The sequence below is a fragment of the Maribacter aquimaris genome, assembly GCF_014596745.1.
GTDB classification, from domain to species: domain Bacteria; phylum Bacteroidota; class Bacteroidia; order Flavobacteriales; family Flavobacteriaceae; genus Maribacter_A; species Maribacter_A aquimaris.
In genome coordinates this window covers 366,152-382,038 of record NZ_JABTCF010000002.1, presented here as the reverse complement: position 1 = coordinate 382,038, position 15,887 = coordinate 366,152, and the positions used below count along the sequence as shown (strand labels likewise).

12 protein-coding genes are annotated in these 15,887 nt (G+C 38.2%); 4 read left to right on the top strand and 8 right to left on the bottom strand.

The window, feature by feature from the left end:
- Positions 1-75 precede the first annotated feature (75 nt).
- Genes mbpA through HPE56_RS05725 form a run of 3 tightly spaced genes read left to right on the top strand, consistent with a single transcriptional unit; the run spans position 76 to position 1,727 of the window.
- Positions 76-372 (top strand): mobilization protein MbpA, encoded by a 297-nt coding sequence (gene mbpA / locus HPE56_RS05735; protein WP_188242813.1) that lies wholly within the window; start codon positions 76-78, stop codon positions 370-372.
- A complete protein-coding gene (locus HPE56_RS05730) occupies positions 369-1,238 on the top strand; it encodes a relaxase/mobilization nuclease domain-containing protein (protein ID WP_188242812.1) in 870 nt (289 codons plus the stop codon). The genes mbpA and HPE56_RS05730 overlap by 4 nt, the downstream gene beginning before the upstream one ends.
- An 18-nt stretch (positions 1,239-1,256) precedes the next feature.
- Positions 1,257-1,727 carry a DUF6730 family protein gene (locus HPE56_RS05725; RefSeq protein WP_188242811.1) on the top strand — a complete coding sequence of 157 codons (471 nt, stop codon included), beginning with the start codon at positions 1,257-1,259 and terminating at the stop codon, positions 1,725-1,727.
- 395 nt (positions 1,728-2,122) lie between these two features.
- Here the strand turns inward: HPE56_RS05725 and HPE56_RS05720 are convergent, their stop codons facing one another.
- The 3 genes from HPE56_RS05720 to HPE56_RS05710 all read right to left on the bottom strand — a co-directional run bounded on the left by HPE56_RS05720 (position 2,123) and on the right by HPE56_RS05710 (position 5,677).
- Positions 2,123-2,653, bottom strand: coding sequence for a hypothetical protein (locus tag HPE56_RS05720; RefSeq protein WP_188242810.1), 531 nt, complete (start codon positions 2,651-2,653; stop codon positions 2,123-2,125).
- 176 nt (positions 2,654-2,829) lie between these two features.
- Positions 2,830-4,083 carry a tyrosine-type recombinase/integrase gene (locus tag HPE56_RS05715; RefSeq protein WP_188242809.1) on the bottom strand — a complete coding sequence of 418 codons (1,254 nt, stop codon included), beginning with the start codon at positions 4,081-4,083 and terminating at the stop codon, positions 2,830-2,832.
- 403 nt (positions 4,084-4,486) lie between these two features.
- Positions 4,487-5,677 (bottom strand): hypothetical protein, encoded by a 1,191-nt coding sequence (locus HPE56_RS05710; protein WP_188242808.1) that lies wholly within the window; start codon positions 5,675-5,677, stop codon positions 4,487-4,489.
- A 557-nt stretch (positions 5,678-6,234) separates the two neighbouring features.
- Between HPE56_RS05710 and HPE56_RS05705 the strand changes: the two genes are divergently transcribed.
- Positions 6,235-7,056, top strand: coding sequence for an endo alpha-1,4 polygalactosaminidase (locus HPE56_RS05705; protein WP_188242807.1), 822 nt, complete (start codon positions 6,235-6,237; stop codon positions 7,054-7,056).
- Positions 7,057-7,289: 233 nt separating this feature from the next.
- Here HPE56_RS05705 and HPE56_RS05700 read toward each other — a convergent pair whose 3' ends face one another.
- The 5 genes from HPE56_RS05700 to HPE56_RS05680 all read right to left on the bottom strand — a co-directional run bounded on the left by HPE56_RS05700 (position 7,290) and on the right by HPE56_RS05680 (position 15,874).
- Positions 7,290-8,213, bottom strand: coding sequence for a polysaccharide lyase family 7 protein (locus tag HPE56_RS05700; RefSeq protein WP_188242806.1), 924 nt, complete (start codon positions 8,211-8,213; stop codon positions 7,290-7,292).
- A gap of 114 nt (positions 8,214-8,327) precedes the next feature.
- On the bottom strand, positions 8,328-9,800 hold the full coding sequence (locus HPE56_RS05695; protein WP_188242805.1) for a PKD domain-containing protein: 1,473 nt from the start codon (positions 9,798-9,800) through the stop codon (positions 8,328-8,330).
- Between the two features lie 23 nt (positions 9,801-9,823).
- Entirely contained in the window at positions 9,824-11,026 is a 1,203-nt protein-coding gene (locus HPE56_RS05690; protein WP_223170199.1) for a hypothetical protein, read from the bottom strand.
- A 12-nt stretch (positions 11,027-11,038) separates the two neighbouring features.
- The gene (locus tag HPE56_RS05685; protein WP_188242803.1) at positions 11,039-12,634 is read right to left on the bottom strand and encodes a RagB/SusD family nutrient uptake outer membrane protein; all 1,596 of its coding nucleotides are present in this window, start codon (positions 12,632-12,634) and stop codon (positions 11,039-11,041) included.
- A 6-nt stretch (positions 12,635-12,640) separates the two neighbouring features.
- Positions 12,641-15,874, bottom strand: coding sequence for a SusC/RagA family TonB-linked outer membrane protein (locus tag HPE56_RS05680; protein ID WP_223170198.1), 3,234 nt, complete (start codon positions 15,872-15,874; stop codon positions 12,641-12,643).
- Positions 15,875-15,887 lie beyond the last annotated feature (13 nt).

Here is a 15,887-nt window from a genome sequence, read left to right as displayed (position 1 = left end):
ATGTAATTCAAGATGTGTCTTTGTTGCCACAAAGACAATCTTGCTTTACTCCCGAAGGTCGCAAAGACGGAAAAAATGAAACGCACCTATGTTAAATTTCGATGTTCTCTATTTGAGAAAAAATTGCTCCGGATAAAGGCTAAAAAGAGCGGTCTTAGCTTGAGTGAATATTGTAGGCGTGCCGCCTTTGGGGATAAGATTATTGAGCGATTAACAGAGGAACAGATAGATCTTTATAAGATGTTGGCCAAGTACGGGACCAACTTTAAACTGATCGGGAACATGTACCGGAAACGGGATCCCAAACTGACGGCCGAGGTGACCAAGCTGGCAAAAGAAATACAGAACCACCTTTATAATTTCAAAAAATGATAGGCATAGGAAAATCAATATCGCATACAGGAAATTCCATGAGCTATGGCTGGAACAAAGAGAAACAAGCCGAGGTCGTATACTCCAATCACGTAGCTGGGCAAACTCCAAACCAGATTACCAAGGAATTCAATATCATCCAATCCCAGAACTATCAATGCAAAAAAAATACGTTGAGTTTTGTCATCAGCCCTACGATTGAAGATGGAAAACAGCTAAAAGCCAAAGAGCTTAACGAGATGACTGCAAAGTTTCTTAAGGAAATGAAATTACAGGAACATCAGGCCATTGGCTTTGTACATAGGAACCAGCCGCATACCCATGTTCATGTGTATGTAAACCGTATCGATTTTAACGGCACTGCCTATAACGACAGTTTTATCGGGAAGAGAAGTCAATTGGCCGCGGAACGGGTAGCGGAGAAAATGGGGCTTACCACGGTACGGGAAGTACAACTGGAAAGATTGGAACAGTTACTGAATATAAGACAGGAGATTAAGCAGGTTCATGAAAAAGTTATGAACGAACAACGTCCCAAGGACCTGGATAATTATATCAAGCTAATGAAGGAAAAAAACGTAGAAGTCATCCCAAGCATCAATAAGTCCAACCAGCTGCAAGGATTTCGGTTCCAATACAAAGGCCAAAACCTAAAGGGAAGCGAGGTCCACCGTTCCATGTCCGGCAGTAAATTGATTATGGGGATAGCGAACCATGCGGAGAAAAGTATACTCCAAGGCCAGGATAAAACTGTTAACCTGATGGGAAAGGCTACGCAGCTCAGTGGCAATATCGCCATAAAACTTGCTAAAACAGTCATCAAACAAGCTATTCAAAAAAGTGTTGGAATGGATATTGGATATTAATGTTAAAACCAAAACAATATGGCAAAGCTGGACGAAATCACGGAATTATTGGTCGATGAGCTGGAAGGACTAAAACAGATGTTGGTACAATTGAAAACACTGACTAAAGAACTGACCAGTTCTGAGACCGTACAGGATATATCCCGAATACGGTACAAGCAGGAGGAACTCAATAAAACACAGGACAATCGCTTCCGAGAGCAAAATACGGGACTAAGTGAAGTAAAACAGGAAATAAAAACGGCACTCCTAATTCCAAAATGGTTACTTATAATGATACTGGCGATTCCCATACTTTCCATCTCCACATTGGGCTATCTAGGCTATCAGGTGAGACAGTTCGAGGAAGAAAAAGAGATAGTGTTCCAGGAGGGAAAAGCAGCTATTTCAACAGAGTTGAATAATTATTTCAGGGAACACTCTGAAATTTACAAAGATTTTCTGATTTGGACGGAAAAAGAGAAAGAGAAAGAGAAAAATGCAAAGTAGGTGCGCCCTATGCTATTTTTGCTATACGTTTATCTGCCTGAACACTATAAAAACAGCATAGGATCCATGCGCAAAGTTTTGGGGTAAGATTTGGGATGTTTTCTATTATAATGGACTTCTAACCAAACAGTAAGCATTTAAGAGAAGCAATTTAAGTATATTTTAAAGTAAAGCTTTCTATCTTGTCGTGAAAATAATAATAACGTGCCTTAAGCAGATTAGATAACGATTGGAGGTCGATTCCGTTTCGATTGCGCAGAATAGAACGTTTTGAAACCCGTTCAAGTGAAATTCATTTGCGCTAACTTACTAAAAAGTCCATTTGCGCAACATTCTTCATAAATATGCGCAGACCTTTCGGATTCGCATTAAATTCCGCATTACGTGTTGGTGTTTTAGAATATGAAGTCAACCGTTTCTAAAAACAAAACACTTTTTAAGTAAAATCTACGGCCACCGCTATTAATTATTGGCTCGCCGAGCGTATACTTTTCCATTTCAATTTTAGATAATATTCTTTTTTCTTTTTTGTCAAATATAAGGCAAGAGCCTTTTTCCAAATGATGAGCTAAAATATATGTGCTATCCTTAGGGCGGTCAAGATAATCCTTCATAAACAACAAATCCTGATTATTTGAATCAAGTGTTATTTGAATTGCAATCTCTCCATAATTGCCTAGGGGAATTGGGCCTTCACCAGCGCCGTGTTGAATCTTGAATGGATAGGAATCAATGTACGTATCAAAATTTGTTTTTATTAAGTAGTCGTTATCCTCGAATAGATTTACAGTTTTATCGAAAAAAGCGGGTTCGTCTTTTGTCAAGAGTTCAACTGACAAAAAGCTCGCACTAGCGTCATTTTCTTTAGAGCACCCTAAAACGAAAATTGTTATCATCATTAGCAAGAGTTTTCTTTTCACTTCCATAGTAATAAAGTATTTATTTTAATAGATGCATAATCGTGTTTAAAGTTGCGTGAAATTTACAGCGAACAGTTGCGTTTGAGTGATGTCCATTTGATCAAACTTGCTCAATTCCACTCACAATATTTGGCATACTATTGGCAGGAAATTTTTATCGAGCTATTAATGGTAACAAGGAGCTAAGAAACGATTTGCTCATTAGCGTCATCTAAAACAGAATTATCAAAGCTCTTTAAGTAAATTTCAGTGGTTTTAACCGAATGATGTCCCAGGCCTTCACTAATAATCTCAGTAGAAATCCCCATGTTTTTGGCAATAGTGGCCCAAGAATGACGGATGTAGTAGGAGGTGATCTTTTCTTCGATACCAGCATCTTCACCAATTATCTTGAATAACTTATTAACTAACCTTCTGTCGGATTTATACTTTGTGAACGTTTCAACGGACCCATCATAACCAATGGGAAAAATAAAATCGTTTGGGCTTTTTCCTTTTTTATAATATTCTAAGATACTCGCAAATTCATCTGTTATTTTAACCGATAGAGGATCGCCTGTTTTACTTCTTCCGTAAAAAATTCGACTTTCTCCTATATCTTTTAACCGTAATTTTGCGAGATCGATTAAGTTCATGCCCCTACAATTGAACATACACAATAGATAATTTTGGGTGTGCCAAAGATTGGAACCTTTCTTGTATTTTAAATTTCTAATGGTAACTATACTTTCTTTGGAGAGAGCCTTCTTCTTGGTACGTCGGGTTGTTGGTATTCTGTAATGATTAAATGGGTTTTTGATCGGGACGTACCTATCTTCTTTTATAGCACTATTGTATATTGCCCTAACCCCACGCATATAGGCACTTATTCCGTTATTTGAATTTCCCTTAGCTTTATTAACTAGTTCAAACTCCTTTAGTAAAGTCACGTTCAGGTGATAGAGTTTAATAGGTTCGCCATTATTGAAGTTTACAAATGCGGCTATTGAATTTTGATACCATTTGGCCGTACTGGGCTTTCCTTCCCTCAATTTCCGATCAATCAAAACTTGTCCCCACTCCGATAAAGATATTTCATTGGAGAGGTTCTTTTTTAAATCGGAGTCTAATTTCTTATCCCAGGATTCCTTAATATTTTCTATTAGGACATCAACAGATATCTCATTGATAACTTTACCAAGTTTATCAATTATTGATTTGGCCGAGTACAATTTATCGTTCAGCTCTTTATTTATTTCATCGCAATCCTGTTCCCTATTAGCAATTGCCGATTTCTTAAATGCCATGTTTTTATCATCCCATCCGTCACTGGAAGTAAAAAAGGGAAGTCGGACAATTCTTTGCTTCTTATGATACACCCGCAATGCAATCGGAAATAATCCTTCCGTGTTTTTTGAATGCAGACGTACGTCTAAAATTAATCTTGCTCGTGCCATATCTCATAGGTTTCAACTGTAAGATAATCAAAAATGTGCATAGTTTGTGCATAGTTTTATTTGATGCCATTTGACATCATATGATATCAAATGTATACAACCTGCTGTTTTTCAATGATATATAAGTCTAAAGGAATCTAAAAGAATCTATGGGAAACTAAAAAAAGCGCCTTCTAAGCAGGCGGTCGAAGGTTCGAATCCTTCTGCCATCACCACTCTCAAAAAACCACACTCACAAGAGTGTGGTTTTTTATTTTTCAAAGATTCCAAAAGAAGTTTGGAGCTTTAAAGTGGAACTGTGCCAAGTATAAAGCATGTTGCTTAACAACAGTTTGAAACCCAAAAAACTACCGGAGCCTTATTAAGGTTGAATTGTACCCAATAAAATAATTAACAAATTGACCTATAATAACGTATCTAGATCAAACGAATAAATATGGCCTAAATCATCGGAGAAGAATATAAGCTTAGGTTCATCCGGTAAAAAACCAGCCTTACTCGAAGTAACATCACCGTTTTTTCCATTTATTTTGGTTTTTAGTTGGATGAGCTCCTTAAACTCCCAGCCATCTCCCTTTCTTATTATTTCATTGACAGAAATAAAATATCGATTATTTACCCGGTTCCTTACGGTATGAACCTCAAATATCCTTCCTTGTTCAATATGATTGATTATAGGACGGCTAGGACTCCTTTCTGTTCTGAGATTCTCATACGGAATGTTGGTCCATTGACCGTTCTTATCCCTTAACCGCAATACAAACTGAGGTTGATTGATGATATCGACACTGTTCTTGGTAGCCATAGCCATTTGTCCATTTTTAAAAACGGTAGCATTCAAATGATCGTCCGCATTGTTATCCCCTTCTTGAACAACTATAGGCTCTGACCATTGATCGGGATCATCCCCATCCATATGGATCCGTTCATTGATGGATTGTGTGTTTTGGTTGGACCAGATAACCGATACTTGGCCCTTTAATGTAACTATTAGGGATATATCGTCATTATTGATATCATCTGCAAGCGCAAATGGTTCAGACCAAACCCTGCCATTGAAAGAATGCCAAACCATGATTTTTTCATTCATGTCCGCACAAACCCAAAATTGATTTTTTGAATCCTGGGTAATGGTAGCAGTTTCAAGAGTTTGACAGTCCGTAGGCATAGGAAGATACCTGCTTCTCCGTTGTTTATATCGTTCGCGATGTTTGGAATACGTCATTTGAACGACATTCAAGGCACATTCATCAACGAATACGATATGCACCTCATCACCCTTGTTCCATACATCTGCCCTACTCGGTAAGGTTTGCCAAGCACGATTGACCGCAGATTGACTCGCCCAGCCAAGGCCATCCTTTTTCAATAGCTTAGGTCCGTCCTCATCACCTACCACAAGCCATTGCCCATAATCGTTTGTCCACGATTTTGATTGGGGCTTATCCGCCGTCGCGTCTCCATAATTCACTTTAAAGATAGGATCTAAATAAAGTTCAGGTGTATTGGTGTCTTGTGAAAACGTATCGTATCCGCAAAGAAATAGACAAAAAAGCGGTAAAAAAAGAAGCAAAATACCTTTTAGTTTCATCATGTTCGAAATTTGTAAGCGAAAATAATCTTTTATACTTGGGAGACAATTAAAAGAAAGTTTATCTATAATCAATTACCCTGAATCGCAATCATCACAACTTAAAATATCGAATAATCAAATCGAGGTATATAGTTTTAAACCCTATTCCCCAAGTCAATAAAGTACCCCAATCAACCCATGTTCCCCCTTGCATTCTCCTTGGTATAAATTAAAACCGGTTATGTATTTGGAATATTTATTCCAATCAGAAAACCCTCCCTTTAACATCAGAACCTCGCAATGGGCCGATAACTTGTCCAAATTTAAAACCCAGAGGGATCTTGATGGTTCCAAGTTAATCGATCAAGTAATAGAATATTTTCTGTAAATGACCAACATCAGTATGAAACAACCAAACCATATCCTCTACGGTCGTCATGTTAAGCTTCCATACTTATTTCATAACATTGTATAATTGGTTTTATCCCCAAATAATATAGCGTTCGATTTCAATGGGGTAAACCGAATGGGAATACGTATTTTTAACTTCATTTCCGATCATCTTAAATAAATGAACCATGAAATTCTATTTACTCCTACTGTATGTGTTCTCCTTGTCCTCTTGCTCCAATAGCGACCAATCAACCGGCACAAATACCAACAAAGCCATTCCCGTCTATAACCAGGCATACCAAGAGAATTTTGAAAAAGACAAAATCAGCGATATCAAAGACAAAGCCATGAACGCCTATGTACTATTAGATCCTTTCCAAGATGATGTCGTGGAACATATTAACGGAATTAAAGCGAATAACAATCAGGTTGGCGCCTACATTAGTATTGGCACTGGGGAAACCTATCGGGAGGACTTTGAACAACTACAACCCTACCTTGTCTCTTCTTCATGGGGACAATGGCCTGATGAATATTTTGTAAACTCGACTACTACCGGTATTCTTGAAATTATGAAAAGTAGGATTGACAAAATCGCAGACTGGGGTTTTGATTGGGTAGAGTTTGACAATATGGATTGGATATACGATGATGAATTAAGGGCTACGTATGGATTTCAGGTCACCCAAAGCGAAGGCATTGCATATTATCAAAAGCTCTGTGACTATGTGCATTCCAAAGGGATGAAATGCATGGCCAAAAATCTCGTTGAAAACGCCTCTGAGTTTGATGGGGTATTGTATGAATCCTATAGCGACGATAAAAATTGGTGGGATCAATCCGGTGCCCAAAGTTTTCTGGATGCCGGAAAACTAGTAATAATCAACCATTATAATGAAACCAATTGCGGACAGGTTTATTTGGATTACAAAGGATTATATAACAATGACCTTTCATTTATATGTGAGGATGCCAACCGTAAGGAATATGTACATTTTAATGAATAGCATTGAAGTAGGCGCGAAAAACGATATCACGGCATACGATGTAAATCCTAAAATATAAAAAATGGTCAGGGCATGCCCTGACCATTTTCCATTTAAAAACCATATGGGATATTCCTTTTAGCAAGCTAAAAGGCCTTCTCTCTGTAAAACAACCTCAATAAATCTATTCTCCGCAGTTGGATATTACCTCAAAATCAAAACCCGTATTTGCTTAATTTCATTATAACCGCCAATCAATGCTCTACCTCCAATTCATAAAAATTAACCTTCGCAAAGGCCCCTTTATCCCTCGATTGAAAATAATTTCCCGCCTTAAAGTAATTTTCAAAAATACCCCACTTTTTCATATGGATATTCTCATAAACCTTATACTCGTTATTATTCAAGATAACAACCATTTTGCCATCTGTTACCCTAACCTCAAGGGTGAACTTTCTGAAATCCACTTGTTGCTCAAAATTAAACCCGTCATCATCCCCCCAAGCTTCCTCATGTAACATCTCCTCATAGGATGCATTCAGATTTTTAAGGACCTTTGTTTTAACCCTGATTTTACCCTTATCCCAATAAATCTTCAATATAGGGGGTGCATTATTGTCTTTTGCCCCTATCAACTCTTTTTGTTCATTGGTCAAACGCCCATGGATCTGCATGATAATCGTTCTATGGAATTTTCCTTCGGAATCCTTGGTAATCTCTTCCAAAGATATTTTACCTTTCAAAATGCCCCCCTGCTTAAAGGTCCAATTGACATTATTGTTTCCTGGCTCCATTTGTTCCCTTAATTCTGACCTCGTATACTTTGTATTTGCAGTTTTTGAATCTGTAGGCAATGTATAAAATACAATTGCCCCTTTCGTAGAATCTATATACATATAAGGCCTAGCTATTTCATTTGATGCGAAATCAAGAATCCCAGGCGGGTCAATCTCATAAGGCTTCCCGTTTTCATTGGCAACCGGTAGGGTGACTTTCCAGTGGCTTAAATCGATTTCGGGAAGTTTTACCTTCTTTCTTTTCTTTTTTTTCTTCTTTACTGTTTTTTCAGATTTAGTGTCTAAATCCGAAACGCTACTTGTCTTTTCTTGACAAATAGCGTTAAGAGATAAAAATGTCAAAATTAAAATGGTAAATACTTCTTTACGAAAGATTTTCATTTTTGTAAATTAATTTAATTTTTTAGGTGTACTACTATGGTAGTTTTATAAACAACACGTTGAGTACACCCAAAAAATTTATTCCAAACTATAAAAGTTTCCATTCAACCTAGGTTAAAAACCTGGTGTGATTATATCTATGTTATCAATAAATACTTCATTACTACTATCAACCGCACTCAATGATCGTACATAAATCACGATTTTATCGGATGATGGTTTGAAAGTAAAAGTATTGGTCGTAAATGTATTATCAGAGGCCGAACCTTTACTCGAATTAAAATCATTCGTAATCGTAAAATAAGCATCGGCATAATCTTCAATACCTACCTCAGTAGTTATTTCCGTGTTCAAGATAAACACCTCAGTATTAATTCCTTCTGCTTCTGAACGCGTATCAATGGTAAAAGTATATTCCACGCCTGGTTCAACAGCTACAACTTGGTATAAACGTCGACACCAACTGCTAAGTTTAACTGCTCTCGTCTTTTCCCCGTCAACATAGGAACCATCACTTGAAGACCCTGGTTGTTCGTCTGTACAATAGGTCTCATCAATGTAACCATTCAACTCTGAATTATACCAAAGTGCCCTATATGGACTATCTATTGTTCCTAGAACGTCATCGACCACCGTACTATTCGGGGTCATATCCCAAGCATCGGCGTTATCACCTGTTTCGGTCTGATGGTCATCTGCGGTACCGTTTAAAACAATTGCTTTAAATGTAGGCTCTACCCCTCCGACCGGAACGGCTTTCGTAATACTTTTGGATACACCGGCTTCATTTGTGGTAGTCAATGTTACATTATAGGTGCCGGAAGTGGCAAAGGTATGCGTTGGATTGACTTCTGTAGAGGAATTATCATCCCCGAAATCCCAACTATGGGAAACAGCCAAAAGTGAAGCATCTGTAAAATCTACAGTAAAAGAAGAAACTTCAAAAGTAAAATCAGGAACCGTGGATAAAATCAATCCTTCTATATTTTTGGAAACGGAAACTTCATCACCCAAAAAGTTAGTCGCTGTAAGTGTTGCCTCAAATGTTTCTGCCGTAGCATATATGTGAACTGGGTTAAAGTCAGAATCATCTTCCGTATCCTCTACATCCCATTCCACAGTTACCCCATCACCAAAATCCCAAATCAATGAACTGACGCCATTGCTTAGATTGTCAAAAATCACTTCTGAATCTATCGTGGTAAAATCAAAATCAACATAAATAGGAGCTACCTCTGATGAATCCACAGCTGTTAAACCATCGGAACTTACAGTGGTCAATTTAACCATGTACAATCCACCGGTTGAATACGTATAATCCGGATTTGCTTCAGTTGACGTATTACCGTCCCCAAAATCCCATGAATATGAAGCTGCATCCGTCGAATAACTTCTGAACACCACTGAGAGGTCATCATCTGCATCGGTTGTTGCGGTAAATAATGTATTGGGCTGAATGTTATTTACGTTTCCGGTAGGAGCCACGAATTCTTCGTAACCATTATCAACACATGATAAAAGACCCAAAAACATAAAACACGAAGTGAAAAATCTTCTATTGAATTTATTAATTATTTTATTGATCATAATAGTAATATTTTAAGATGCTATTATTGTTTTACTGAAATTTCAAATGCATCCAGCCTAGATTCAACACCTGAGTTTGTTGCAAAAATAATCACAGATTCATATTCCCCTGCTTCGAAGGTTATCGCATGTTTTTTGAATACATTATCAACCCTACCCACATTATTATCGGTTCTTGTAGCAATGATGTTAGCCTCAAGCTGTGCTTCCGCATAACTCGATGTATTTGGAGCTAATATGGAAACCTTCATCTCTCCATAGTTATCCTCTTCGAAAGCACTGAAATAAGTTATGACATATGTTGCTCCAGGAGTAACCTCTATTTCTTGATATGCAACCCTATCACCCCCTGCAGGGAATTTGGCCGCTTTTACCCCATCCGGTAAATTTGGGGTATTTACTGGATCTGAATCCGTATTGATCTGGATTACAGTTGTACCACCTCCAAGTGGACTCCATGCATCATTACTAGGAACCCTCCATGAATCCCTACCGTCACCTGTTCCATCGAATAGGCTATTTACCTCAAAACTAGGTTCGGCAATTTCAGGTAGCGGAATCGTTGGTACCGCCTGGTTGACCGTAATCAATTTTTCTGTATAATCCGATTTACCCAAATTATCCTTTACCGTTAAGCCAACGGTATATTCACCAGGGCCCGGAAACGAAAAGATCAACTCACGATCTTGTAACGTTGCCGGCTCCAATGCAGCTATTTGACTTTCCAGATCTGCAACATTTTGCAAAGTCTCTTCTGAAAGTGCCGCTTCAGCTGCTGCCAATTCAACCTGTAGGGCATCTATATCAGCTTCTAAGACATCGATCTTATCTTGATTTGTCTCACAAGGAATCTTAAATTCGAGTTTTGCGATTTCATCTTCCAATGCTACAACCGTGGCCAACTCAGCTTCGATCGATTGCTTTAGAACAGGAAGATCCTTATTGATCAACGTTACACCTTCAGAAGGTACTACCGTCCATTCATAGTATATACCGTTCACTGCCAAGTTTGAACCAGCTTGAAAATTATATTCATAATTAGCCCATAATTCAACATCATTACAGTCGAATTCCGAGGAAGTAATGTTGGTATAATTATAAAAGGGAGTCGGACCTGTAATATCTTCCAAGTCACCTATGTCAGCTAAGTTATCACTGACACAAGAAGTCAGGGATACAAATATCCCTAAAACCATATACTTAAAATTATATAAATATTTATTCATAATCATGAGTTTTTAGTATCCGTTGTTCTGTGTATAAAAATTGGGCAAATTGTCAATTTCCCTTTGTGGGAAAGGAAGATATTTCTTTTCACTTGTATAGAACAAACTATTTTCAGTTGAAAACTCCGATAAAACATTATCCGCTTCACCAAATCGTATTAGATCATACAAGCGTTGGTTCTCATATACAAACTCAACCCTTCTTTCATCCAATAATTGCTGCCTTGTTAAATTGGCCACCTCTTCGAGACCGGCCCTTGCCCTAACTTGGTTGAATGCATCTATTGCCCTTGAATCGGTAGTACTGTTCGCCCCTGCCATAATCGCTTCGGTATACAACAATAACACATCTGCATATCTTAAAACGATCCAATCATTATCCCCTATCTCACCTTCTGTGGGGAATTTAGCATTAAAAGTATCATTGGTTTCCACTGTTGGATTGTATGATAATGCATCTATACTGGCATAAAACCTAACAGGTTGTAATTCAGGGTTCATGACTTCCAAAAAGTCAAGAGATGCAATATTCACACCATTGGACGGACCTTGAAGTGTCATGGCAAAACTATGGGATTCGGAATCAGTTTCAACTTGGTCATCCAAACCGCTATCGCTAGTTACATAATTATCACTACTCACTAAATCGTAGGCTATTGAAAATATTACTTCATCATTGATTTCAAAGGCGGGATTATTAGACCAAGAACCATCAAGCACTCCATCTGTATACCCATCAGAAATCGAATTACCGAACACATGACCATAATCGATCACCAAATTTGCATTATACTCCGCGTCCGTTAAAAGGTCAACACTGGTATCCAATGGATCCGCATTGAACTCGAACTGTTCGGCATTATCCCTTTCGGTAAATAGTAGGTCATAATTATACGTGGTGTGGTTTTCCACAACCGATGCCAATAAAAGTTCTGCCTCAGTATAATTAGGGACAGGCTGACTTAAGTACGCTTTAGCGGCCAAACAAATAGCGGCCCCCTCAGAAGGACGGTATCTATTTTGTTCCACCCCATTTAAATAAGCAATCGATGTTTTAAAATCACTGATTATCCTCTGGTAAACTTCCGCTTCGGGTAGTTGGGGAAAATCCAGAGCCTCTTCCGTGGTGATATCGACAACCTTATCCACATAAGGCACATTTTGATAAGCCCTTACCAAATTGAAATGGCACAAAGCCCTCATGAAATAAGCCTCACCAACCGTATACTGCTGATCTTCAGGGGCCAAAAACTTATTATCTATAATAGTGTTTGCATGTTTAATGGTATGCATATTATTGGAATAATATGTAGCGACATCACCATTGTTCGCATCTACATTATATGCATTGATTGCTGGATAATTTCCGTTTTCAGAATTCGCCCTAACATTATCCGATCTTAACTCAGTCAATAAAAATTCATTGGCAGGAACCTTTTGATATGCATCTAAAACCCCATTTGCCAATAATTCGAATCCATTGTCGGTCTGCAGCAACTCTTCTATCGAAAGTGCCGTAGGGTTACTAAGATCAAGCTCTTCCTCACAACCTGTAAATAAGGCCATGATCGAAAAACAAACTACTATATTTTTATATATATTTTTCATAATTAATTAAAATTGAAAGTTCATTCCTACTGAAATTGTTCTAACCACGGGACCATCTCCTCTTTGATATCCAGCTGTTAACGGCGTATTAGCGTTATCGGATGTTTGACCGGCCGCTTCAGGATTAAACCCTTCATAACCTGCTGCTGTGAAGAAAAGTAAATTCTCACCCGTTACATACAATCTAAGTCTGTCTATATTATATTTGGAAGTAAATTTTTCCGGGAATGAAAAACCTAGCGTAATATTTCTTAGCGCTACAAAGGATGCATCTTGAATATGGTCATCTGTATATCTTCTATGGACCGTTAAATCGGCATCAGGGAAACTAGCAACTTCGTTTACGGCTGATTCACTGGCATAATACAGCTGATCCAAATCGGCCACCCTTACTTCGGCACCGTGAGATCCTTGCCATTGAAATGAAAAATCAAAATCGTGAAGTTTAAAATCAGAATTAAACCCCCAAGTAAAATCCGGATAAGGACTACCTAATTCGGTTCTATCCTCATCATCGATGATTCCATCATTATTCAAATCCTTTACATAAACATCGGCATAATCGTTATTAAATCTATTAAAAGGATTGTCTACCCACTCCAATGGAATTTCCTTATCATAAACCCATCCGTAAAAAGAGGTTATCGGTTGACCTACTTTAGCTATAAATTCCGTAGGTCTGGTATCCTGATCGATCCTGGAAATGATCTGTTCATTATTACCTAAACTCTGAACCGTATTCCTATTCAAAGAAAACTGACCTGACGCCAACCAACTAAAGTTTTCATTGGTTAAAATCCTGGAATTCAATTCCAATTCAACACCTTCATTTTTAACCTCCCCTATATTCTGCAACCAATTGTCCGTACCGTAAGTGGCAGCTACTGGAGCAAAAAGAATCAAGTCTTCACTTGTTCTTGTATAATAATCCGCAGAAAGTGTCAAAAGCCCTCTCCCAAAGGTAACGTCGATACCTGGGTTGAATTCTATTAATTTCTCCCATCCTAAATCCGCATTGGCAAGGGTTACCGCCTTAACGCCGGTAGTTCCATTGTAACCGATAGTGCTGAATGTCTCATCAAACCTGTAAAGCGATTCAAATATGTCGCTGGATATTTCATTGGAACCCGAAATACCATAACTAGCCCTTAATTTCAAAAATGTAACAAAATCGCTTTGGGACAAGAAATCTTCATTTGACATTACCCAACCTACAGAAGCTGCAGGAAAGAAACCAAACCTTGTATTGGATCCAAATCTGGTACTACCATCGGTACGGGCAGAAACTTGTAAAAGGTATTTTTGGTCATAATCATAATCCAACCTTCCAAAATATGAAACCAGTTTATCGGTTCCATTATCGGTATAAGTGGTCCCTCCATCCGCAAGCGCAATATTATTGTTGAAATCATCGGTATAACCTACGGCCTCCGACTCTTGTATATAAAAATCCCGGTGGGTATACTCAAATCCAAGTATTGAGTTTATACTATGTTTTCCAAAGCTTTTGGTATACCTAAGCAGGGACTCGAATGCATATTGGTTCAATTCTTCCCTTCTTTCCAATCGGTAAGACTCTTGTTCCCTATTTTCCTGACCATATAGATAATCCGCATCATTGGTCTTACTATGTCTAAAAACACCGGATATGGTCTGTTTAAAATTAAGTCCTTCTGCCAATTCAAAATCAATATAGGAAGATGCATTTAAACTTAACTTTTTCTTTAATCTAGACCTTTCTAGATAATGCACTAAAGGATGTACGTTTTTAGTAGTTGACAATGTCAATCCACCGGAAGTTAAATCACTCACCAATGGAAGACCTGTATTCGGATCTCTGGCTATTGCCCTTGGGTTATTGGGATCAACGGTGAACACATGGTCAAAAGCCCTGGAAAAACCATAACTGCCAACCCCAATATTTTCAAATTGGGCGCCAGCATCACCAGGATCCGATTGGGTGATGTACTTTAAATGTTCTTCATTTAAATAAAGGGGCAAATACCCATATTGCCTTAAAGGATCCGTAAATCTTGTCGGTACCTTAACTTGATTGTTATAATTGGCACGCAAATTCGCCCCAAATTTAATTTTCTCGTTTTTAGATTTACTGTCAACTTTTATCCTCGCATTATATTTCTCGAAATTATCGGTCAACACAATACCTTCATCGTCTAGATATCCAAAAGAAGCTGAATAGTTTGTTAATTCAGAACCCCCTCTTACCGCCAATGAATGACTCGTAATGATGCCCCCGTTGAAAATTTCATCCTGCCAGTTGGATTCGCCACCCCCTAAGGAAGCTATAAAATCCATAGCCTCAAGTTCTGCATACGCCGAATTGTAGTCCCCAATGATTCTGTCGTAATTCTCACTATCTGGCGATATTCCGTCAACTACACCTTGAAGTCCATTCAACCTAGCCCTTTCGTCAGCTATCGTCGTATTGAAGTTATCATTTTTCGTCGCATATTTATATCCGGTAAATGTGTTGTAATAGAATTTAGTTTTACCGGTAACCCCTTTTTTCAGTGTAATCAAAATCACCCCATTGGCACCTCGGGAACCATATATCGCCACGGATGACGCATCTTTCAAAACACTGATCGACTCAATGTTATTATTATCAATAGAACCCAATATGTCCGCATCGGTCCCTAACACGACCCCATCAACCACGATTAGTGGCGATGAAGAACCTGTTATAGACCCAGGCCCCCTCAAAGTAATCTTAGGGTCACCTCCTGCTTCTGATGCAACTGTCTGGATTCTTAAACCGGCCACCCGACCCTTAAGTGCATCTTCAACACGGGATACGGAAACATTCTCTATATCTTCGCCTGAAACTTCAGTTAAGGCACTTGTTACACTGGTCTTTAATTGATTACCGTATCCAATTACAACCACTTCATCCAATTGGGCCGCATCAGTAACAAATGTAATGTTCAATTTTTGTTGACCACTTACAGTTACTGTTTGTGTTACAAATCCTAAATAAGAGAATTGTAAAACATCCCCATTTGACACCTTAATAGAATAATTACCATCAAAATCCGTTGCCGTACCTGATGTTGTACCTAAAATAACAACATTGGCAGCAGGGATTGGAATATTGTCCGAATCGGTTACCGTACCCGAGAGCACATATCCGTCTTGTGCAAATAATGATATATTGAACAACATTACCGCAACTAAAGTTAATTTGGTTTTTAAATTCATTTGTAATCTTATTATGTTCATAATTTTTACCGAT

Excerpts from the sequence above, each read along its gene's own strand:
- HPE56_RS05680 (WP_223170198.1), bottom strand. The coding sequence starts at position 15,874 with ATGAACATAATAAGATTACAAATGAATTTAAAAACCAAATTAACTTTA.
- HPE56_RS05730 (WP_188242812.1), top strand. The coding sequence starts at position 369 with ATGATAGGCATAGGAAAATCAATATCGCATACAGGAAATTCCATGAGC.
- HPE56_RS05715 (WP_188242809.1), bottom strand. The coding sequence starts at position 4,083 with ATGGCACGAGCAAGATTAATTTTAGACGTACGTCTGCATTCAAAAAAC.
- HPE56_RS05700 (WP_188242806.1), bottom strand. The coding sequence starts at position 8,213 with ATGAAAATCTTTCGTAAAGAAGTATTTACCATTTTAATTTTGACATTT.
- HPE56_RS05690 (WP_223170199.1), bottom strand. The coding sequence starts at position 11,026 with ATGAATAAATATTTATATAATTTTAAGTATATGGTTTTAGGGATATTT.
- mbpA (WP_188242813.1), top strand. The coding sequence starts at position 76 with ATGAAACGCACCTATGTTAAATTTCGATGTTCTCTATTTGAGAAAAAA.
- HPE56_RS05705 (WP_188242807.1), top strand. The coding sequence starts at position 6,235 with ATGAAATTCTATTTACTCCTACTGTATGTGTTCTCCTTGTCCTCTTGC.
- HPE56_RS05685 (WP_188242803.1), bottom strand. The coding sequence starts at position 12,634 with ATGAAAAATATATATAAAAATATAGTAGTTTGTTTTTCGATCATGGCC.
- HPE56_RS05695 (WP_188242805.1), bottom strand. The coding sequence starts at position 9,800 with ATGATCAATAAAATAATTAATAAATTCAATAGAAGATTTTTCACTTCG.
- HPE56_RS05725 (WP_188242811.1), top strand. The coding sequence starts at position 1,257 with ATGGCAAAGCTGGACGAAATCACGGAATTATTGGTCGATGAGCTGGAA.
- HPE56_RS05710 (WP_188242808.1), bottom strand. The coding sequence starts at position 5,677 with ATGATGAAACTAAAAGGTATTTTGCTTCTTTTTTTACCGCTTTTTTGT.
- HPE56_RS05720 (WP_188242810.1), bottom strand. The coding sequence starts at position 2,653 with ATGGAAGTGAAAAGAAAACTCTTGCTAATGATGATAACAATTTTCGTT.